Here is a 20,277-nt window from a genome sequence, read left to right on the forward strand (position 1 = left end):
TCGTCGGCAAGATCATGCGATCCGGGCGGACCGTGCACCACTTCCGCCCATCAGTCATCTGCCGTGACAGGTGTCACCTGATAGTCTTGGCGCCCATGAATACCGTCATCCCTTCGCCGGCCCAGCCGAGCATCCCCGTCGCCGGGCGCAGCGAGCGTTTCCCGGTCCGTCGCGTCTTCTGCATCGGCCGTAACTACGCCGACCACGCCAAAGAGATGGGCGCGTCGGTCGACACGGCCAATCCGATGTTCTTCACCAAGCCCGCCGATGCCCTCGTCACCGACGGGGCCGACGTGCCCTACCCGTCCGTCACCCACGATCTGCACCACGAAGTGGAGATGGTCGTGGCGCTGGGATCGGGCGGTACGGACCTGACCCTCGAGCAGGCCGCCGCCACGGTCTGGGGCTACGGCGTGGGCCTGGACCTGACCCGCCGCGACCTGCAGGCCCAGGCCAAGGCCAAGGGCTCGCCGTGGGACGTCGCCAAGGCCTTCGACCATTCGGCACCGGTCTCCGCCCTGGTTCCCGCCTCCGAGGTCACGCCGACCGCCGCGACGCGGATCTCGCTGGAGATCAACGGGGAGACCCGGCAGGCGGCCACCCTCGGCGACATGCTGCTCGATGTCCCGGCGATCCTCTCGGCGCTGTCGAAGCTGTTCGAGCTCAAGGCGGGCGACATCGTCTACACCGGTACACCGGCCGGTGTATCGGCATTGCTGCGCGGCGATCGTTTCCGTGCGACCCTCGAAGGCGTCGCCACGCTCGAAGGTCGCGTGGTCTGACTTCGCAAAGTCCTGACATCCGGAACGTTAGTTTTTTACGTTCGACGCCCAGACCCAGAAGGAGAAACCCACGATGAGCATCGTCGCGGAATTCAAGAAGTTCGCACTACGCGGCAACGTCATCGACCTCGCGGTCGGTGTTGTGGTCGGTGCGGCGTTCAGCAAGATCGTCACCTCGCTGGTGGACAACATCATCATGCCCCCCATCGGCTGGCTGATCGGCGGCATCGACTTTTCAGACTGGAAGTGGGTGCTCAAACCCGCCGACGCCGCGACCAAGACCGCCGAAGTGGCGATCCAGTACGGCGTGTTCATCAACGTACTGATCCAGTTCGTCATCATCGCGTTCGCCATCTTCATGGTGGTCAAAGCGATCAACCGCCTGACGCATCGCGAAGAGGCCAAGCCGGCCGCACCGGCCGCCGACGTGGTGCTGCTGACGGAAATCCGCGACCTGCTCAGGCAGCAGCCGCCGCGCGTCTGATTCCGCGCTTTCGGAGGGACGAGGTGACCGGCATGTCCGGCTTGCCTCGTCCCTTTTTGCTGTCTGGAAAAAAAAGAGGCCGCCGAGTGGGAGCTCGGCGGCCTGATCCGGGGAGAACGTTGCGCCGCGGGAGATGAGTCGGGAGACTCGCGGCGCTTATTGTTGGAATGGTTTTGGATCGGTCGATCAGAAGTCGTAGTTGATACCGAAGCGGACGTAGCGCGGCGTGCTGAAGTAGTTGATGCGGTCGTAGTTGGTGTTCAGCGCCTTGCTGCTGCCATAGATCGCATACGTCGACGTCGGCACCGACTCGTTCAGCAGGTTATAGACCATGACATTGAAGCCAAGTTTCTGGTCGGCCCACATCGGGCGATATTCCGCCGAGACCGAGATGATGTGCTGCCACGGCTGGCGACCCGCGTCGCCCGGTGCCGAGGCGACGCCACCGCAGTAGTGGTAGTAGCTGCCGTAGCCGACCGGGTTGCTCTCATCCGCGCCGTAGTAACCGATACAGGTCTTGGGTGTGCCCGACATCAGCGCGATGTTGCCCGAGAGCATCCACTCCGGTGCCGCCTGCCAGGAACCGTAGATCTTCAGCTGGTGCGTGCGGTCGTTGGAGAGCAGACCGTTGGAGTTTTCCATCAGCTTGCCGAAGTCCCAGTCGACCGTCGCCGATACGTCGGTCTGACCGATGTCCGAACGGACCTGGCCTTCCGTGTTGCCGTAGCTCTTCGAGTAGACGTAGTCGATCTTGGCCTGCCACTTGCCATCGAACGGATGCTCGAGGAAGGTCTCCAGACCGTAGTAGCTACGCTTGGCGCTCGGCATGCCGAAGTCGGCCGCGGAGACCGAGACGCTGTAGTAACCGCCGGCCGGGTTGACGATGCGGTATGTGTTGCTGCGGCCCGGATTGGACAGGTAGCAACCGTTGAGCGTGGAGGCGTCGACGTCGTAGCCGAGCGACTGCGCCTTGCTCGCGATCGTGGTGGTGTCGCAGATGTCGTCCAGGATGTTACGCAGCTTGCGCACCTGACCCTTCATGCCCCAGACGTAGTCCGCGTTGATCTGCTGGGTGAAGCCCAGCATGTATTCATCCTGGTACTCGGACTTGATGTTGCTGGAGGCCACGGTCTTCGCGTCCGGCGGTGTGCCGTACTCGTTATTGGCCGACACCGCGCCACCCGTGGACGAGGCCAGCTGGGTCAGGCCGGTGGGATTGCCGTTAGCGTCGATGCCCGTGTAGGTGTAGTACTCGTTGGTGTACAGCGAACCGGCGGCGGCGCGCAGCGCGACGGACGCCGGCATGGCGAGGTAGTAACGACCGGCGTTCGCATAGACCTTCAGCGACGAGTCGCCGTTCACGTCCCAGCTGAAGCCCAGGCGCGGCGCCCACTGCGGCTTGGTCATGCGCAGGAAGGCTTCACCGCTCGGGTTGTAGTTGGTGAACTGGTCGTTGCGCAGGCCGATCTTCACCAGCCAGCGATCGTCCACCTGCCAGCTGTCTTCGATGTACTGGGCGCGCTGCTTCACGCGCACCGACGCCGAGGTGCTGTAGAGGTACTTCGATACGTAGTAGCCGTCCTGACCGCCCGCACCCGTGCTCGGCGCGGCGACGTACGGACTGTCGCTGATGTTGGTCGCCGGATCGCCGTAACCGTAGATCCAGGCCGAGCCGGTCTCGCCATCGTCGACGTCGTGCGAGTTGAGGTTGTCGATACCACCGGTGATCGTGTGATCGCCGATCTTCCAGGCCAGATCGACGCGCAGGTTGCTGCTGGTGGCGCGGTGGTTCGGATCGTTCGCGGTCAGCACCGTCTGAGAGTTGACGATGGAATTGCCGCCGGTGATCGCCGGGTTCTCGAACTCGGAACCACTGATGTACTCCAGCGACGGGTCGTAACCCGGGGTCTGGCTGAAGTACGTCATCTTCTGCTTGCCGTACATGGCGGTCAGCGTGAGATCGTCGGTGATGTAGCTCGTGTACTTGGCGATCGAGACCCGGGCGCTGTTCTTGGTCGAGGTGTCGAAGCTGTTCAGATCGCCCGTCTGGTTCGTCGCGTAGTCGTAGTCGTACTCGTTACCCTTGTACGACGTCTTCGTCGACGCGCCGGTCAGCTCGAGGATATTGTTGTCGTTGATGTTCCAGTCGAGCTTGGTGTACCACTTCGGATTGTTGTACTCGTAATCGGTGTTGTACGACGACGTCGCGGGACCGACACTGTTACCGGCTTTCTTGTCGCCTTCGACCGCCGCGAAGAAGAACAGCTTGTCCTTGATCAGCGGGCCGCCGACATACGCGCTCTCGGTGGTTTCCCAGGACTTGTTGTCGGAATAACGACGGTAGAGATTGCCCGCGTTGGCACCGGTCACGTAATACGAGCTCGGGCTCACGCCCTGCGCGAACGCCGGTGTCCACTGAACCTGCGCACCGAAGTGCCATTCGTTGGTACCGCGCTTGCCGCTCTGACTGATCACGCCGCCGTCCGAGCGACCGTAAGCCGCACCGTAGCCGCCGCTGAGGATTTCCTGCTGATCGATCGCGCCATAGGGCAGGCTGATGCCGCCGAAGCCGCTGAGCGGGTCGGTGGTGTTGAAGCCGTTGAGGTAATAGGCGTTCTCGGTGACCGACGAGCCGGCGAACGAAACGAGCGAGCCACCCGTGGTACCGCTCTTGAAGCCGCTGTAACCCGGAACGACGCCTGGCGCGAGCAGCGCGATCGCTTCGGCGCTGCGCGCCAGCGGCAGCTTCGCCAGCTGCTGGGAGGTGATGACGGTGCGTGCGTCGACGCTGGACACGTCGATGACTGGGAGCGCGTTGGCCGACACGGTGACCGAGCTCAGGCTCGTCGCATCGCCGGACGCCGCGGCAAAGGACACTTCCGTACCGGAACCGACACGAAGGCCGACGTCGCTGCGCGTGTCGACGACCTTGCCGCCCTGCATGAGCGATACGGTATAGCTGCCGAGCGGCAGCGAACCCACCGTGTAACGGCCGTCGCTGCCCACGGCGACTTCACGCGTCACACCCGAGGTGCTCTTGACCTGGACCGACTCGCCCTCGGCGACGGGCGCCTGACCGAAGATGCTGCCGGTGGTCGACTGCGCGATGGCCACGGTGCTGCCCAGCGCCAGGGCCAGCGCGAGGCTGATCCGGCTCAGGCGGATGGATGTCGAATTCTTCACTAGGAAACTCCCCGAAATTTAGGATGCGCGACGCCACGAGGCCGGCACCCTGGCAAGGCGCCTTCCCCAACTGCCCGTGACGTGTGATTCGTTTTATGACTTCGTCGATGCGTGGCCGACGGGGCCACGACTTCAATTTAGTGTTAAGAACCTGCATCCATACGGCGGAAACTGCCGCATCATTCGGTCATTCGTCGGACGTTTGGACGTCCGAACGGTCTACCGGCGGCAACGCCCCAACCATTGCGGCCTGACGGAAACGACGCGGTGACGTACCGACATGGTCGCGGAAGCAGCGACTGAAATTGGTCATGTCGCCGAAGCCCCAGGCGTGGGCGATCTGCGCGATGCCGCGATGACGAAGGCGGGGATCGGACAGTTCGCGCTGGCAACGTGCGAGGCGCTCGAGTCGAACCCAGCGCATGAGGGTCAGGTCTTCGTCGGAAAACAGTTCGAACAGATGACTGGCCGAGAGACCGACACCCTTCGCGATCATGTCGATGCACAGCTCGGGATCGGCGAGGTGCTCGCGGGCGAACTGACGCACCTGACGCTTGTGGTACTGCCGCAGGCGCGAGGGGGACGATTCACTCGCGTCCACGGATTCCAGCGCGGCGGCAAGCATATGGGGAATCGCATCGGCCAGCCGGTCGGCTACCGGTTCGGACAGGCCCGCCGGATGCGCGAACATTTCCTGGAAGAGGACACGCAGGTAGCCCACGGGACCCAGGTGCCCGGGCAGGCCGACCGCCGCCACATCGTCCAGGCGTGGGATGGCGTCGCGCAGGACCGACAGCGGAAGATGGATCGACTGGACGCTGCAACGCCCCAGTTCCAGCCGGAAGGGCTGGGACAGGTCGATCAGGCAGAAATCGCCGCCGGCCAGATCGCTGTGCCGCCCGTGCTGCTCGACACGCGCCCGTCCGTCGAGCTGCAAGGTCAGCAGCACCGCCTGACGATGCTCGCGCGGAAGCGCCGCCTCGGTCAGCACGTGCGGCGTGTGCCGGAACGCGCCCAGGCGCAGGCGATCGCCAGCGTAGCCGTCCACGAGCGTGCTGGTTTCGAAGCGGCTGGGTGCCCGCTCGACAAAGGCCTGCCAGAAACGCCGGGCAAGCAGCCGGTTGTTTTCGATACCGTCATCGGAGCGCGACAACGGAGGAAATGCATACGACATGGACGACAAGGCGGTCATTCCGGTTATGAGGCGGGGGGAGGCGGAGGCGGCGGAGGTGCGCCGTCCGGGCCGGGGGGCGGCCCGACAGGCCGCTTGAATCCCTTCTCATCCATGCACTGAGCCATGAGGTCCGGCGGCACGGGGTCGTCCTCTTCGCCACCGAGTTCGTTCCAGCAATCGTCCAGCGCCGCCTCGACCTTCGGGTCGCGGTGCGCCTGGCGACCGTCCGGGGGACCGGGCGGCCGATCCTGGGCGACCGCCGCGGCGGCCAGGGCGATCCCGAAGGAGAAGAGCAGCGAAGGCAGCGCGTTGAACGGTTTCATGGCCATCCTTAGTGGTGTGCGGTGTCTGCACACGCTAAGTGGCTTCCGTCACGAGGGAATGTCCTTTTGTGTCCGCTTTGTGTCGGCTGTTTTGCCGCGGGGACAAACGCCTCGTAGACTGGTCTGGTATTTAAAGCAGCATGACCATGGACCTTCAGTCACTCATCCTCGTCGTGGATGACGATCCCGAACTGCGCGGGCTGATCACCGATTTCCTCGGCGGTCACGGATACCGTGTGCATGCAGCCGAAAACGTCGCCCAGATGTCGCTTTCCATCGAACGTGAGCGACCGGACCTCATCGTGCTCGACGTGATGATGCCGGGCGAGGACGGCCTGAGCGCGGCGCGGCGCCTCGCCGCCGAGAAGGGTCCCCCGGTCATCATCCTGAGTGCGCTCGGCAGCGATACCGACCGGATCATCGGGCTGGAAGTCGGTGCCGACGACTACCTAGCCAAGCCCTGCAACCCACGCGAGCTGCTGGCCCGCGTGCGTGCCGTCCTGCGGCGCAGCAGCCAGGACGCGCCTTCACCCGCCGAGGAAATCCGTCCTTACGGTTTTGCCGGCTGGCGCCTCGATCTGACGCGGCGCGACCTGCGCGATCCGACCGGCATCTTCATCAATCTTTCCGATGGCGAGTTCGCCCTGCTCCGCGCCTTCGTCGAACACCCGCAACGCATCCTGAGCCGCGATCAGCTGCTCGACCTCGTTCACCGGGGCCGCGCGGACGTGTTCGACCGCGCCATCGACACGCAGATCAGCCGGCTGCGGCGCAAACTGAATGACCGCGCGCAGGACGAAATGATCCGTACCGTGCGCAACGAGGGCTACATGCTCCTGCCGAAGGTCACCCGCCTGTGACGCGACGTTCCGGCCTGTCGATCTTCGCCCGCAGCTTTCTGCTGATGGTGTGCGCGCTGCTGATCGCCTCCGGCATCGGGGTGGGCGTACTCGTCCTCCGTCCGCCGACGCTGCCGCCCATGGCGAGCCTCTTCGACGTGGCGGCCGCCCTGCGGAACGACGGAGCGCCGTTCAGCCAGCGCGACTTCGACGACCGGAGGCCGCCCGGCTCCGCGCCACGCGACGGCCAGGCCACCGCCATGCTGCCCGGCGACGACCGCCGCGGCCCGCCCGGCATGGACTTCATGCCGCCCAACCCCGCCGACCTCGATGTGCGCACCCAGGCCGACGCGCCCACGCCCCCGGACGGTTCCGACAGTCGCCTGTCGGCACACCTCCTTCCGCGGCTGGCGGGCCTTCTGCGCGTCGCCCAGGATGACCTTCGCGTCTATGCGGTGGACAGCGGCATGGACCGCCACCCCGGCGCGATGCGCGTCAGCATGGGCGCGGGGTCGCTGGTCGGGTGGCGACAGGCGGATGGCCGATGGCGGGTCGCCTCGGTGCCCGTGGAGCCCTTTCCTTCCATGCTTCAGCAGGAGCTGTTCCTGCTGTTCGGCGTGAGCGTGCTGGTGCTGCTGCCCTTCGCCTGGTGGTTCGCCCGGGCGCTGTCGGCACCGATCCATCGTTTCGCCGAGGCGGCACAGCGTCTGGGTGCGGACACCAGCGCGCCGCCGGTGCCGCGTGAGGGACCGCCCGAGATGCGTCGTGCGGTCGATGCCTTCAACGGCATGCAGGGGCGCGTGAATCGTCTGCTCCACGAGCGCACGCACATGATCGCCGCGATCGCGCACGACCTGCGCACGCCGCTGACGCGCCTGTCGTTCCGGCTCGACGGCCTGCCCGGCCCGCTCGGCGCCAAGGTGGACGGCGACCTCCAGGAGATGAAGACGATGATCTCCGCCGCGCTCGATTTCATGCGCGACCGCTCGCTGGGCACGCAACGCCAGCCGCTGGATTTCCGGCTGCTGGTCGAGAGCGTGAGCGACGACCTGGTCGACGTGGGGCATGACGTGGCGGTGTTTTCCGGGCCGCCCGTGACGCTCGATGGCGATCCGGTGGCGCTGCGCCGCGCTGTCGTCAACCTCGTCGAAAACGGGATCAAGTACGGGCAAAGGGTGCGCATGCGCCTGCGCACCGTCCGTGGCGAATGCCTGCTCGAAATCGATGACGACGGCCCGGGCATTCCCGAGGCCATGCAGCAACAGGTCTTCGCGCCGTTCTTCCGCCTGGAATCCTCGCGAAACCGCGACACCGGCGGCATCGGCCTCGGCCTCGCCACTGTCCGCGCCATCGTGCTCGATCACGGCGGCAGCATCGTGCTGCGCAACCGCAAGGAAGGCGGTCTGCGCGTGGTGGTGAGCCTGCCACAACCGTAGCTTCGGGAGCCGTCCAGCCGTCCGGACGGCTGGACCATGACTTTCGACCTACGCGGCCGCACCCCGCGCCATGGTCATAATCGACCTTTACCGTCCCGGGGGTCACCATGCGTCATATCTTCCGCCTGCACACGCTGGCCGCGTGCCTTGCGCTCGCTTTCACCGCCCATGCCGCCGACAAGGCGACGACCATTCCGGACAAGGCGATCGCCGCCGCCAACGCCCTGCGCGATCGCGCGATGAGCGACGACACCGGCTACGAATTCGTGACCGGCCTGACCACGGAAGTGGGTCCCCGCGTGGCCGGCAGCGCCGCCGACGCGCGCGCCGTCGCCTGGACCGTGGCGAAGTTCAAGGCCATGGGTTTCGACAAGGTCTACACCGAGAAAGTCAGCTACCCGCTCTGGCAGCGCCGCAGCGAGCACGCAGCGGTCGTGTCGCCCTTTCCGCAGCCGCTCGCTCTGACCGCGCTGGGCTATTCCGCCGGCACCCCGCAGGGTGGCCTCACGGCCGAAGTCGTCGGCTTCGACGACCTCGATGCGTTCAGGAACGCCGACCCGGCCAGCGTGAAGGGCAAGATCGTCTACGTCTCGACGCACATGCAGCAGCAGAAGGACGGCCACGACTACGGCAAGGGCTCAGCCACGCGCACGGGCGGCCCTGTCCTGGCCGCGAAGATGGGCGCCGCCGCGTTCCTGCTGCGCTCGGCGGGCACCGATCCGCACAGCCGTACGCCGCACACGGGCGTCACCGGCTTCAAGGATCCGAAGGACGCGATCCCGGCTGCCGCGCTTTCCCTGCCCGACGCCGATCAGCTCGAGCGCATTCTGAAGGAAGGCAAGCCGGTCACGCTGAAGCTCGACCTCGATGTCGGCTTTGCGGGTACGTACGAAGGCTCCAACGTCATCGCTGAAGTCACCGGTCGCAAGCACCCGGATCAGGTCGTCGCCATCGGCGGACATCTGGATTCGTGGGACCTGGGCACCGGCGCCATCGATGACGGCGCGGGTGTGGCGATCGCCGCCGCCGCGGCGAAGCTGATCAAGGACATGCCGCAGCGCCCTGATCGCACGATCCGCGTCATCGCCTTCGCCAACGAGGAAATGGGTCTGTGGGGTGGACGCGCCTATGCCGAAGCGCATGCGAAAGACGTGGCGAAGTTTCAGCTGGGTACCGAATCCGATTTCGGCGCCGGCCGCATCTGGCGCATGAGCGCCAGCGTGAAGCCCGAAGCGCGCGGCGCGATCGAGCAGATCGCCAGGGTGATCGAGCCGATCGGCGTGACGTACGACGCGGCCCGGCCCGGCGGTGGTGGATCCGACCTGTCGCAGATGCATGCCAAGGGCATGGCCGCGCTCTCGCTGACGCAGGACGGCACCGACTACTTCGATTACCACCACAACGCCAACGACACGCTGGACAAGATCGATCCGAAGGCGCTCGCGCAGAACGTGGCGGTGTACGCGACCTTTGCGTATCTGGCTGCGCAGGCGGATGGAAATTTCGGTTCGGCGGCCGGTGCGTTCGCAAAAGACGGCGCGCACGACTAAATAGGACCATGTAGGAGCGCGCCAGGCGCGCTCCTACACAGCCGGCGCTTGTCGCGCCGGCTTCCGCGACGCCAGCCGATCCTGCAACCGGTTCATGTACAGATAGATCACCGGCGTGAGATACAACGTCAGGATCTGCGATACCACGAGGCCACCGACGACGGCCAGTCCGAGTGGGCGGCGCGTCTCCGCGCCCGCACCGATCCCCAGCGCGATCGGCAGCGTTCCCGCGAATGCCGCCATCGTGGTCATCATGATGGGACGAAAACGCACGCGGCAGGCCTCGAAGATCGCTTCATGCGGAGCCACGCCTCCCTCGCGCTGACGTTCGAGCGCGAAGTCGATCATCATGATCGCGTTTTTCTTCACGATGCCCACCAGCATCACGATGCCCACGAAGGCGAACAAATCCAGTGACGCGCCGAAAAGCACCAGCGTGAGCAACGCGCCGACCGCGGCGGCGGGAAGACCCGAGAGAATCGTCAGCGGATGGATGAAACTCTCATACAGGATGCCCAGCACGAGATAGATCACGAACACCGCCAGCAGCAGGAGCAATCCCATGCCCTTGACCGAATCCTGGAAGGCCTGCGCCGTGCCCTGGATACTGCCACTGAGCGTGCCGGGAAGATTCATCTGAGTCGTCGCGCGCTGAATGCTCTGCACCGCGTCGCTCAGCGACACACCCGGTGCGAGATTGAACGACACCGTGACCGCGGGCAGCTGGCCCTGGTGGTTCACGGTCAGCACCTGCGGCTTGCGCACGAATTGCGCGACGGTATTCAGCGGCACGAGCTTGCCGGTGTCCGAGGTGACGTAAAGCTTCGACAGTACCGCCGGGTCGTCCTGCATGCGTCGCTCCACCTGCAGGATCACCCAGTACTGCGTGGCCGTGCCGTAAATGGTGGAGATCTGGTTCTCACCGAATGCATCGCCCAGGGCGGACTGCACCTGATCCATCGTCAGGCCGAGCGGACCCAGCTTGTCGCGATTGACGGTCACCACCATCGACGGACTATTGAGGTCCAGATCGGTGGTGACATCCTGGAAACCAGGCAGCTTCTGAAACGCCGAGACCAGCTTTCCGGACCACGCGTAAAGGGCGTTCAGATCGGTCGACTGCACGGTGTACTGGTACTGTGCCTTGGACTGGCGCCCACCGACCTGGATCGCCGGGGGATTCTGGATGTAGGTACGGATACCCGGCACGTCGGCGAACTTGTGCCGAAGCGCCTGAATGATTTCGTCCGGCGTCGTATGCCCGCGGTCGCCGGGATCCTTCAGTCGCAGAAGCAGCGAGCCGGAGTTCACCGTGGCGCGCGCACCGCCGGCGCCGACGCTCGACATCACACCCTGGATATTCGGATCGTCCTGCGCAAGCTGCGCCAGCACTTTCTGTCGCGCGGACATCGCCGCGAACGAAATATCCGTTGGCCCCTCCGTGGTGACACGTAACTGACCGCTGTCGCCTGCCGGAATGAAGTCCTTCGGCGTGACGACGAACAGGACGCCGGTGGCGACGAGGCTGAGCGCGAAGACCGCCAGCACCGTGCGCGGATGGCGCATGCACCAGGCGAGCGTGCGCGTGTAGCCATCGGTCACGGCGCTGAAGCCCTTGTCGAACCAGACCACGATGACACTGCGCTTGTCGTGGTCGTGCGCCTTGACGAAACGGCTGCACAGCATGGGCGTCAGCGTGATCGAGACGAATCCGGAAATCAGGATCGATACGCTGATGACCACGGCGAACTCGTGGAAAAGACGCCCCACGATGCCGCCCATGAACATCACCGGGATGAAGACCGCCACCAGCGACAGCGTCATCGAGAAAATGGTGAAGCCGATTTCGGTCGCGCCTTTGATCGCCGCTTCGTAGGGCGTCTCGCCGAGTTCGATGTGACGCATGATGTTTTCGAGCATCACGATGGCGTCATCGACGACGAAGCCGACGGCCAGCGTCAGCGCCAGCAACGAGAGATTGTCGAGACTGTAGCCCAGCGCGAACATCGCGCCGAACGTGCCCAGCACGGAAATGGGCAGCGCGACCGCCGGAATCAGGGTCGCCGACGCATTGCCGAGGAACAGGTAGATCACCAGCACCACGAGAATACCCGCCAGCACCAGCGTGAACTGAACGTCGTGCACGGAGTCGCGGATCGACACCGAGCGGTCGTACATCACGTCGAGCTTGACCGACGGCGGCAGCGTCTCGGAGAAACCGGGCAGCAGCGCGAGAATCCGGTCGACCGTTTCGACGGTATTCGCGCCCGGTTGCCGCTGGATCGCCAGCGTGATCGCACGGACGCCGTTGAACCAGCTGGCCTTCTGGTCGTCCTGCACGCTGTCGCGTGGCACGGCGATATCGGAAAGCCGTACGGGCGCGCCATTGCGGTAAGCGACCACGATCTGCCCGTAGTCGGCGGCACGCATCAACTGGCCGTCCGAACGAATGGACAGCAACTGGCGACTTCCGTTGAGCGAGCCGGTGGCCTTGTTGACGTTGGCCGCGGCGATGGCGGTGGACATCTGATCGACGCCGATACCGGTGGCCGCCAGACGATCGGGATCGACGGCGATGCGCACCGCGTACTTCTGCGAACCGTAAACGTTGACCTGGGCCACGCCGTCGACCATCGACAGGCGCTGCGCGAGTTCGGTCTCCGCATAGTCGTCCACCGTCGACAGCGGCAAGGTCGACGACTGCATGGTGAGGAACAGAATGGGCGCGTCGGCCGGATTCACCTTGCGGTAGGTGGGTGGCGTCGGCATGTCCTGCGGCAACTGGCGCTGCGCCGCGGAGATCGCCGCCTGCACGTCCTGAGCCGCGCCGTCGATGCTGCGATCGAGGGCGAAGGTCACGGTGATCGTGGTCGAGCCCAGCGAACTGGACGAGCTCATCGAGTCGATGCCGGCGACCGTGGACAGCTGCGCCTCCAGCGGTGTCGCGACGGACGAGGCCATCGTCTCGGGCGACGCACCCGGCAGGCTCGCACTGATGTTGATCGTCGGGAAGTCGACGTTCGGCAGTTCGTTCACCGGCAGCTTCGGGTACGCGACGATGCCGAAGATCACCAGCGCCGCCATCAGCAGCGTGGTCATGACGGGACGACGGATACAGAGCTCCGGCAGGTTCATCGCACGCGCGCACCGTCGACGAGCAACAGCTGACCTTCGGTGACGACGCGTTCGCCCGCCTGCAGGCCCTTGTCCACGACGACCCGGTCGGCGGTCGCCGCACCCGTCGTGATGGGCCTCTGTTCCACGGTCTTGTCGGCCTTGACCACGAAAACGAAGGTGCCTGCGGATGAACTCTGCAACGCGATCACCGGGATGCTGACGGCATCGGTCAGCCGCGTCGTCGGCAGGGTCACTTCAGCGAACTGGCCCGCGGTGAGGCGGCCGTCCGCATTCGCGAAACGCGCTTTCAGGACGATCGTGCCGGTCGTGACATCGACGGCGTTGTCGATGAACTCCAGTTCGCCCTTCAGCGGTCCACCGGTGTCGCCGGGGATTTTCGCCTGGACGGGAAGCGCGCCGCGACGCGCGCTGTTGCGCACCGCGGCCAGACTGTCCTCGGGAATCGCGAAGGCGATACGGATGGGATCGACCTGATTGAGCACCACGATATCGGTCGTGTCGGCGGTAAGCGTCGCCCCCGGATAGGCCAGAGGCGCACCGGTGACACCATCGAAGGGCGCGGAGATCGTGGTGAAGTCGAGCTGCGTCTGCGCGGCACGCGCCGCGGCACGATCGCTGACGAGGGCGGCGCGGGCCACGCCGAGGTTGGCCTTGTACAGATCGAAATCGGCGCGACTGACGAAGCCTTTGCCGAGCATGTTCTGGTAACGCCCGAGGTCCGCCTCGGCCTTGGCCAGCTGAGCCTCGTCGCTGGCCACCTTGCCCTGGGCCTCGTCGAGCGCGGCCTTGAGCGGACGCGGATCGACCCGGGCAAGGAGATCGCCCTTTTTCACGTGGGTGCCTGGCGTGAAAGCCAGCGTATCGAGCTGACCGCTGACGCGGGAACGCACGTTGACCGTCGAATACGCCTCAGCCCTTCCGATGATCTTGAGCGACAGATCGATCTCACCGCGCTGCGCGACGGCTGTCGTGACCGGCGTGCCCGCCGATGCCTGCTTGCCGTTGAGCGATTTCGGGGCCTCCTTGCCGCCCGTCTCGTGACGCCATACGCCCACACCGGCCGCGGCGAGGGCCACCAGGCCGATGATGAGAACGAGTTTCTTCCCTGGGGATCGCTGCATGAGGACTCCGGCCGGAACCCTCAGGCTCCGGTCGCCGCGCTCGATGACGCGGACATGGTTTTTTTTCGGGTGGGCTATCCGTAAAAGCTAACGCATATCCGGCACCGAGGTTGACCCGGCGCTCAGAGTTCCTCGCCGGGACCATCGAGGCCCTGGAGGTTTTCCTTCATGCGGTCCATGACGGCCAGCATGACCTGGAGGTCGTCGGGCGAGATGCCCTGCGTCGCATCCCGGCGCAGGCCGCGTGCGATGTCTTCCATGTCGTCGATCACCCCGCGGGCCTGCTCCGTATCGTGCAGGCGCCAGGCGCGGCGATCCTTGGGGTCGGCGCGACGCTCCACGAAACCGGCGGCCTGAAGGCGGTCGATGACCCTGCCCACGGCGATCGGCTCCATATCGAGCTGCTCAGCCAGTTCGTTCTGGCGCATGCCTGGCCGGCGATGAAGCGCCTTCAGGGCACGCCACTGCGCGCGCGTCAGCCCAAAGCGCACGGCCCGCCGGTCGAAGTGCTTGCGGAAGAGCAAGGTCACGTCGTTGATGAGATAGGCGAACGAGATGTCTTCAACTTTGAGCGAGTCGGCCATAACCTTCTGAAACAATACAGAACTGACAAGGCGCCATCGTAGCCAATTGCGGGCGTGCCGTCACAAGGAGTTGAGCCATGAGCTTCACGATTCGCGAAGGCGACATCACGACGCTGGCCGTCGACGCCATCGTCAACGCGGCGAACGAATCCCTCCTGGGCGGAGGGGGCGTGGACGGCGCGATCCACCGTGGCGCGGGGCCGCGGTTGCTGGCGGCCTGCCGTGCGCTCCCCGAAAGCCCGCGAGGCGTTCGCTGCCCCACCGGCGAGGCGCGGATCACGCCGGGGTTCGACCTGCCCACGCGCTTCGTGATTCATACCGTGGGACCGGTCTGGTACGGCGGCACACGCGGCGAAGCCGGGCTGCTGGCGGCCTGCTACCGCGCCAGCCTGGCCCTGGCGAAGGAGCACGGCATCGACTCCATCGCCTTCCCCGCCATCAGCGCGGGGGTCTACGGTTACCCGCCCGAGGCGGCCGCCCGGGTCGCCGTCGACACCCTGCGCGGCGCGCCGTGGAGGCCGGCGCACGTGATCTTCTGCACGTTCGGTGCCGCGATGACGCGCGCGTACGAGACGGCGCTCAACCCCTAGCGAGGGTAGAGCGGCGGCAGGCCCGGCGTGTCACCGGTGACACCGACGGATTTCCAGACGAAACCCTTGGCGAACGCCGTCCGCAAGGCGCTCCGGTCGAGCGTGCCGCCAGCGAAGCGTGCGCGCTGCAGACCGGCGATCGCGACCGGTTGTGAGCCCGGGGCCAGAGCGGTCGACAGCGCACCCAGTGAGCGTATCGATGGCTGCACCGCGCGCGCCCAGATAAGCAGGTTGCGCTCGATGGCGGCAGGCTCGTCGGCGTCGACACTCTTGAGAAAAACCTCACGCGCCGGACGTTCGCGGGTCGTCGATAGCGTCGCCTCGTTCGGCCTCACGGCCGCGGCGACCCCTCCGCGTCGGCGCAGGATCACCCAGATACCGACGGTGACCAACCACAAGGCGAGCGCACCGAAGAACAGCCATCGCCACGGCAAGCCGGCTTCGACAACCGTAGAGCCCGCCGCTGACGAAGCGTCCGGCCGGACCGTTTGCGCGACCGGCGTGGTTCCGGCGGCGGCCACCGCCGCGCCGCTGGCGGGTGCGACCTCGATGTCGCGTGCCGGCAAGGTCGCCACTTCGGCCTTGTCGGTCACCACGTTCCACCAGTGCAGCGTCGTCTCCGGGATATGCAGGGTTCCCGGTCGCGTTGGCACCACGGCGAAGCCCTGCTGCCGGTGGCCCGTGATCCACGGCCCGCTGACGCCGCCACCGGTAACCGCCTTGTCGGGATAGACGTCCGCGCCGTCGAGCGTCGGCAGGGACAGCGCCGGCAGCGCCTCGAACGGCATGCCCGTCGCATCGAGCCGCATGGTCAGCGTCAGCGGTTGCCCGACGCGGGCCTTGCCATCGGGTGGCACACCGTCGAGGGCGAGTTTGAGTTCGCGGGCGGGTATCCACGCACCGCTGGCCGCAGCGGTCGGACGCGCGCGCACCTGGATGCCGCTGGGCTCGGCCACGGCATTGACGGGCGAACCCGCGCCGAAGAACGCATTGGCGTCCGTGGGATCCACTGCCGTGCCCTGAAAGGCTGGCGGCTGGATGGACAGCGCCCCGGCGCGCTGGGGAAAAATGGCGTAGTGACGCTCGACCACGTTGAACCGCCGGCCCCCGCGAACGGTCTGGAAGTTCGCGTCCTGCCCCACACGGCGGACCTCAGCCCCTTCCGCCGACGGATCGCCGAGCTGTCCATCCGCCAGATTGACGGCGAAGTACAGGCGCAGCGTGTAATCGATCTGCTGACCGACATACACCTGTGCGGGATCCGCCTTGCCCTCGAGAACGACGGACTTCTCCGCCGATGCCGCGCCGGTATCGGCCGAGGCGCTGACCTCCACCGAAAGGGGCTGTGTCCGCTGCCCCCCGATGACCAGCGACGGGACGGTCAGACGACCTTCGCGACGCGGTCGCAACGCGACGCCGAGCACGGTATGCGCCTCACGGCGCCCGTTGATGATGCTGAGGTTATGGCTGGTGGATGTGCCGAGAACCACGAAGTCCTGCATCAGTGGCGCGAGGTCCGGCGACGGGTCGGCGTCGTCGGCGACTTCGATGTTCAGGGTGACGGTTTCGCCCGCGCCGATCGTCGTGCGGTCGAGCGAGGCCGTTGGCCCGCTGGCTTGTGCCAGGACGACGACGGGCACGCACATCAGAAGGAAGGCAAGGATCACGCGACGCATCGTCATTCCTCCGGCTCCGTCCCATGACGACGCTGATACTCGAGCATGAACTTTCTCCGCAACAAACCGCCCGGATCGTCCGGCACGCGAAGCAGCGCGCGCTGCACGTCGGGCGGCAATTTCGACGCGGCATCGCTGGCGGACAATGCGCCCAGATCGTGCCCCTTGCCGTCGTCCTTCGCATCCGGCTGCCCCGCCTTACCGGCGAGCGCCTGATCCATCTTTTCCTTGAGCGCCGCCTGGGCGCGATCGGCCTGCGCCTGCTCGGCGGCGGACTTGGCTGTGGCGTCGCCCTGCGGCGCCTGCCCCTTGCCGTCGTCCTTCGCCTTGTCGCCGCCCTCGCCTTCGCCGGCCTTGTTCTGCGTGCCCTTGTCGGACGCATCCTCGCCTTTTCCATCGGCGCCCGACGGCTGCCCGCTCTGGCCGTCCTGTTTATCTTTGCCGTCCTGCTGCCCGGACGACTGGCCCTTGTCCTGCTGCCCCGACTGGCCGTGCTGATCCTTGTCCCCGTCCTTCGCGTCCTGCTTGCCGCCCTTGTCCTGCTGCTGCTTCGAACCGTCTTTCTGCTGCTTCAGGTAATCCGCGACCGCCTTGCGATTGGCGATCGCGTCCTCGTCATGCGGATCGATGCGCAGCGCACGGTCGTAGGCGGCAATCGCATCCTCGTAGCGCTGCTGTTTCGCCAGCGCGTTGCCGAGGTTGTACTGCGAATCGCCGTCCTTGCCTGACTTGAGCGCCGCCTCCGCCGCCGCGAAGTCCCCGGCCTTATACGCCGCCACACCACGCAGGGCAGGATCGCGTGCAAGCGCCTGGGCGCGCTTTGCATCGCCTTCGCGCAGGGCCTGCGCCGCCTGCTGATCGCGCGTGCGGAAGGCATCGGCGACGCCATCCGCATGAGCGGGCGGCGACCATGGCAGACAGGCCATCGCCAGAACGAGCAACCAGCCACGACGGAACGCCAGCGCCACCAGCAGAAGCACGGGCAGGAGCAGCCACGGTCCGCGATCCTGCCACTCACCTGCCTTCGCGCCGGAAACGGCCTTCCCGTCACCGTCGCCGCTGAGGAAAGCCCGGAGCGCCGCGACGTCGGAGCCGCCATCCGCCACGGGAACAAAGCGGCCGCCGCCGGCGGATGCCACGGCGGACAGGGACGCGTCGTCACGGGCAGCCAGCGCGATATCGCCGCGATCGTCCTTCAGGAAACCCCCGTCCCCGGTCGGCATGGGACCGCCACGCGTCGTACCGACGCCGAGCACCGACACGGTTGCGCCGGCCGCGCGCGCGCGGCGCGCTGCCGACGCGGCGGATGCATCGGCGCGATCCGTGACGAGAACGATCGACCCGCCACGCAGATCCGCGTGACGGATGAGGTCCGCCGCCATGTCGATCGCCTTGCCCGGATCATCGCCGGTCACCGGCATGGTGTCGGGCGACAACGCCGTGAGCAGATCGTCCACGCTGTGCGCATCCGTGGTCAGCGGCGCCACGATGAATGCCTCGCCCGTGTACGCGATCAGCGCGTTCATGCCGTCCTTGTTCGCGGCATACAGTTCGCGGATCTTGTAACGCACGCGGCTGAGGCGATCCGGAACGATATCCTTCGCGAGCATGTCCGGTGACATCGATACCACGACGACCTGCCCGGCTCGCTCGGCGAACAGCGGCTGCGACTGGCGATCCCATGTGGGCCCCGCCAGCGCGAGCACGGCGAGCGACGATGCCGCGACCACCGCCGCGACCGGCGCGCGCGATGCCGCGGGCTTGCCGTCGAGCAGATACGGAAGCAAGGCGGGGTCCGCGATCCGGGACAAAGCGCGGGACTCTCCCGATCGACCCCCCACGATCCACCCGATGACGGGCACGAGGATCAGCAACCACAGCCAGCGTGGCTCGAGGAAATGAAAGTCGGCGATCCAGGTGCTCATGCGCGCACTCTCCCACCCAGATAACGAGGCAGCGCGGCCAACGCGAGCAAACCCAGCGCGACGACGAGAGGCCAGCGAAACAGTTCGACATGCGGGCGCAGGGCGGCGCCCTGCTGCGGCACCGGCTCGAGCGCGTCGATGGCACGATAGGCGTTCGCCAGTTCATCCGTATCCGTCGCGCGGAAGAACCGCCCACCGGTCTGGTTGGCGATGTCGGTCAGCATGCCTACGTCCAGATCGGCCGACGGATTGACCGTGCGGCTACCGAAAAAGTCGGGCACGCGCATCGCTGTGGCACCGATGCCGATCGTATAGACACGAACGCCTGCGGCCTTCGCCGCGCGTGCCGCTTCGCGCGGCGCGATCGACCCCGCGTTGTTCACGCCATCGGTCAGCAGGACGACGACGCGCGCCTGCTCGGGCATGTCGGCGAGACGCTTTACGGCGACAGCCAGCGCATCGCCGATGGCGGTTTCCCGTCCCGGCAGGCCGACGACGGCGCCATGCAACTGCGCGCGCACCGCGTCGAGATCGTACGTCAGCGGCGTCACCAGGTACGCCTGCGATCCGAACAGGATGAGCCCCAGCTCATCGCCGGCACGCCGGTCGATGAAATCGCCCGCGATCGCTTCGACCGCGGCGAAACGCGTCACCGTGCGTCCTGCCAGGCGCATGTCGTCGAGCGCCATGCTGCCCGAGAGATCGACGGCGAGCATCGTCGCACGCCCGCTGCGCTGCTGCGGCTCCGGCGGGCCGAGTCGTTGCGGCCGTGCCGCCGCGGTGACGATACAGAGCCACGCCAGCGCCAGCAACAACGTCGATGCGAATGGCGCACGCATCCGGGCGGCCTGCATCAACGTCAGGCCGGGCTGTGGAAGATTCATTGCCTGCGCTGGCTTCACCGGTCGCAGGACGCGACGCAGAAGCCACGGCAGTGGCAGCGCGAAGAACACCCAGGGCCACGCGAAATCAGGCACCGACATGCGTCTTCGCCCTCCCCGCACGTGGGCGTTGCGCGTCGCGACGCATCGCCTGACGGACCCAGGCCTCGGCGTCGCGAGCCACGGCGGATGCGTCGAGCGATACCGCGGGGCGGTACAAGGCGACATCGAGCTCGGCGATGCGCGTGACATCCTGCCGGGGCGCCATCGACGCCAGCGCATCACGCCACGCGGCGCCGCGCAGGGTCACGCTTCGTGGATCGCGCGTGCGCGCCACGCGCCTGATCAGCTGACTGACCGTCGTCGCGAACGCCGCGGCGTCGCCGTCCTGCGCATGGCGCCGCGATGCGTCACGCAGTTCCTGCAACGTGCCGTCGACGTACCGATGCCACGCGGCACGTCTGCGCCAGGCCAGGATCAGCACCGCGGCAACGATCAGCAGCAGCGCGGCCAGCACCCACCAGCCCGGTGCCAATGGCCACCATGCGGAGACGTGCGGCACGTGAACATCGCGCAAGCGGGGTCCCTGAT

At 66.4% G+C, this 20,277-nt stretch carries 16 protein-coding genes; 6 read left to right on the top strand and 10 right to left on the bottom strand.

The features are described from left to right. The first annotated feature begins 95 nt into the window (after positions 1-95). On the top strand, positions 96-782 hold the full coding sequence (locus tag FA85_RS07380; RefSeq protein WP_036110202.1) for a fumarylacetoacetate hydrolase family protein: 687 nt from the start codon (positions 96-98) through the stop codon (positions 780-782). Positions 783-855: 73 nt separating this feature from the next. Next, positions 856-1,266, top strand: coding sequence for a large-conductance mechanosensitive channel protein MscL (gene mscL / locus FA85_RS07385; RefSeq protein ID WP_036110199.1), 411 nt, complete (start codon positions 856-858; stop codon positions 1,264-1,266). A gap of 186 nt (positions 1,267-1,452) precedes the next feature. On the opposite strand, the gene FA85_RS07390 is transcribed toward mscL, so the two are convergent. The 3 genes from FA85_RS07390 to FA85_RS07400 all read right to left on the bottom strand — a co-directional run bounded on the left by FA85_RS07390 (position 1,453) and on the right by FA85_RS07400 (position 5,946). Then, positions 1,453-4,449, bottom strand: coding sequence for an outer membrane beta-barrel protein (locus FA85_RS07390; protein ID WP_036110196.1), 2,997 nt, complete (start codon positions 4,447-4,449; stop codon positions 1,453-1,455). 187 nt (positions 4,450-4,636) lie between these two features. After that, complete coding sequence (locus tag FA85_RS07395; protein WP_036110192.1) at positions 4,637-5,623, bottom strand: helix-turn-helix domain-containing protein; 987 nt, start codon at positions 5,621-5,623, stop codon at positions 4,637-4,639. Positions 5,624-5,646: 23 nt separating this feature from the next. Further along, on the bottom strand, positions 5,647-5,946 hold the full coding sequence (locus FA85_RS07400; protein WP_051943277.1) for a hypothetical protein: 300 nt from the start codon (positions 5,944-5,946) through the stop codon (positions 5,647-5,649). A 146-nt stretch (positions 5,947-6,092) separates the two neighbouring features. On the opposite strand from FA85_RS07400, the gene FA85_RS07405 reads away from it, so the two are divergent. From FA85_RS07405 to FA85_RS07415, 3 genes are all read left to right on the top strand, one after another. After that, positions 6,093-6,806: a response regulator gene (locus FA85_RS07405; protein ID WP_036117065.1), complete on the top strand. Its 714-nt coding sequence runs from the start codon at positions 6,093-6,095 to the stop codon at positions 6,804-6,806. Continuing rightward, positions 6,803-8,221 carry an ATP-binding protein gene (locus FA85_RS07410; protein WP_036110190.1) on the top strand — a complete coding sequence of 473 codons (1,419 nt, stop codon included), beginning with the start codon at positions 6,803-6,805 and terminating at the stop codon, positions 8,219-8,221. Before FA85_RS07405 ends, FA85_RS07410 begins: the two co-directional genes overlap by 4 nt. A gap of 107 nt (positions 8,222-8,328) precedes the next feature. Continuing rightward, entirely contained in the window at positions 8,329-9,771 is a 1,443-nt protein-coding gene (locus FA85_RS07415; RefSeq protein WP_036110187.1) for a M20/M25/M40 family metallo-hydrolase, read from the top strand. Between the two features lie 33 nt (positions 9,772-9,804). Here the strand turns inward: FA85_RS07415 and FA85_RS07420 are convergent, their stop codons facing one another. The 3 genes from FA85_RS07420 to FA85_RS07430 form a co-directional block, all read right to left on the bottom strand. After that, on the bottom strand, positions 9,805-12,906 hold the full coding sequence (locus tag FA85_RS07420; RefSeq protein WP_036110185.1) for an efflux RND transporter permease subunit: 3,102 nt from the start codon (positions 12,904-12,906) through the stop codon (positions 9,805-9,807). Next, positions 12,903-14,030 carry an efflux RND transporter periplasmic adaptor subunit gene (locus FA85_RS07425; protein WP_036110183.1) on the bottom strand — a complete coding sequence of 376 codons (1,128 nt, stop codon included), beginning with the start codon at positions 14,028-14,030 and terminating at the stop codon, positions 12,903-12,905. Before FA85_RS07425 ends, FA85_RS07420 begins: the two co-directional genes overlap by 4 nt. A gap of 122 nt (positions 14,031-14,152) precedes the next feature. Further along, positions 14,153-14,614 carry a MarR family winged helix-turn-helix transcriptional regulator gene (locus FA85_RS07430; protein ID WP_036110181.1) on the bottom strand — a complete coding sequence of 154 codons (462 nt, stop codon included), beginning with the start codon at positions 14,612-14,614 and terminating at the stop codon, positions 14,153-14,155. 77 nt (positions 14,615-14,691) lie between these two features. Between FA85_RS07430 and FA85_RS07435 the strand changes: the two genes are divergently transcribed. Then, a complete protein-coding gene (locus FA85_RS07435; protein ID WP_036110177.1) occupies positions 14,692-15,204 on the top strand; it encodes an O-acetyl-ADP-ribose deacetylase in 513 nt (170 codons plus the stop codon). Here the strand turns inward: FA85_RS07435 and FA85_RS07440 are convergent. From FA85_RS07440 to FA85_RS20815, 4 genes are read right to left on the bottom strand one after another with little or no spacing between them, the layout of a single operon-like run. Next, positions 15,201-16,886 (bottom strand): BatD family protein, encoded by a 1,686-nt coding sequence (locus FA85_RS07440; RefSeq protein WP_036110175.1) that lies wholly within the window; start codon positions 16,884-16,886, stop codon positions 15,201-15,203. The two genes, FA85_RS07435 and FA85_RS07440, sit on opposite strands and share 4 nt — an antisense overlap. Further along, the gene (locus tag FA85_RS07445) at positions 16,883-18,805 is read right to left on the bottom strand and encodes a tetratricopeptide repeat protein (RefSeq protein ID WP_036110172.1); all 1,923 of its coding nucleotides are present in this window, start codon (positions 18,803-18,805) and stop codon (positions 16,883-16,885) included. Before FA85_RS07445 ends, FA85_RS07440 begins: the two co-directional genes overlap by 4 nt. Next, positions 18,802-19,782 (bottom strand): VWA domain-containing protein, encoded by a 981-nt coding sequence (locus FA85_RS07450; RefSeq protein ID WP_036117063.1) that lies wholly within the window; start codon positions 19,780-19,782, stop codon positions 18,802-18,804. Before FA85_RS07450 ends, FA85_RS07445 begins: the two co-directional genes overlap by 4 nt. Then, positions 19,775-20,263 carry a DUF4381 domain-containing protein gene (locus tag FA85_RS20815; protein WP_197056501.1) on the bottom strand — a complete coding sequence of 163 codons (489 nt, stop codon included), beginning with the start codon at positions 20,261-20,263 and terminating at the stop codon, positions 19,775-19,777. The genes FA85_RS07450 and FA85_RS20815 overlap by 8 nt, the downstream gene beginning before the upstream one ends. Positions 20,264-20,277 lie beyond the last annotated feature (14 nt).

It is taken from the genome of Luteibacter mycovicinus, from assembly GCF_000745235.1.
GTDB classification, from domain to species: domain Bacteria; phylum Pseudomonadota; class Gammaproteobacteria; order Xanthomonadales; family Rhodanobacteraceae; genus Luteibacter; species Luteibacter mycovicinus.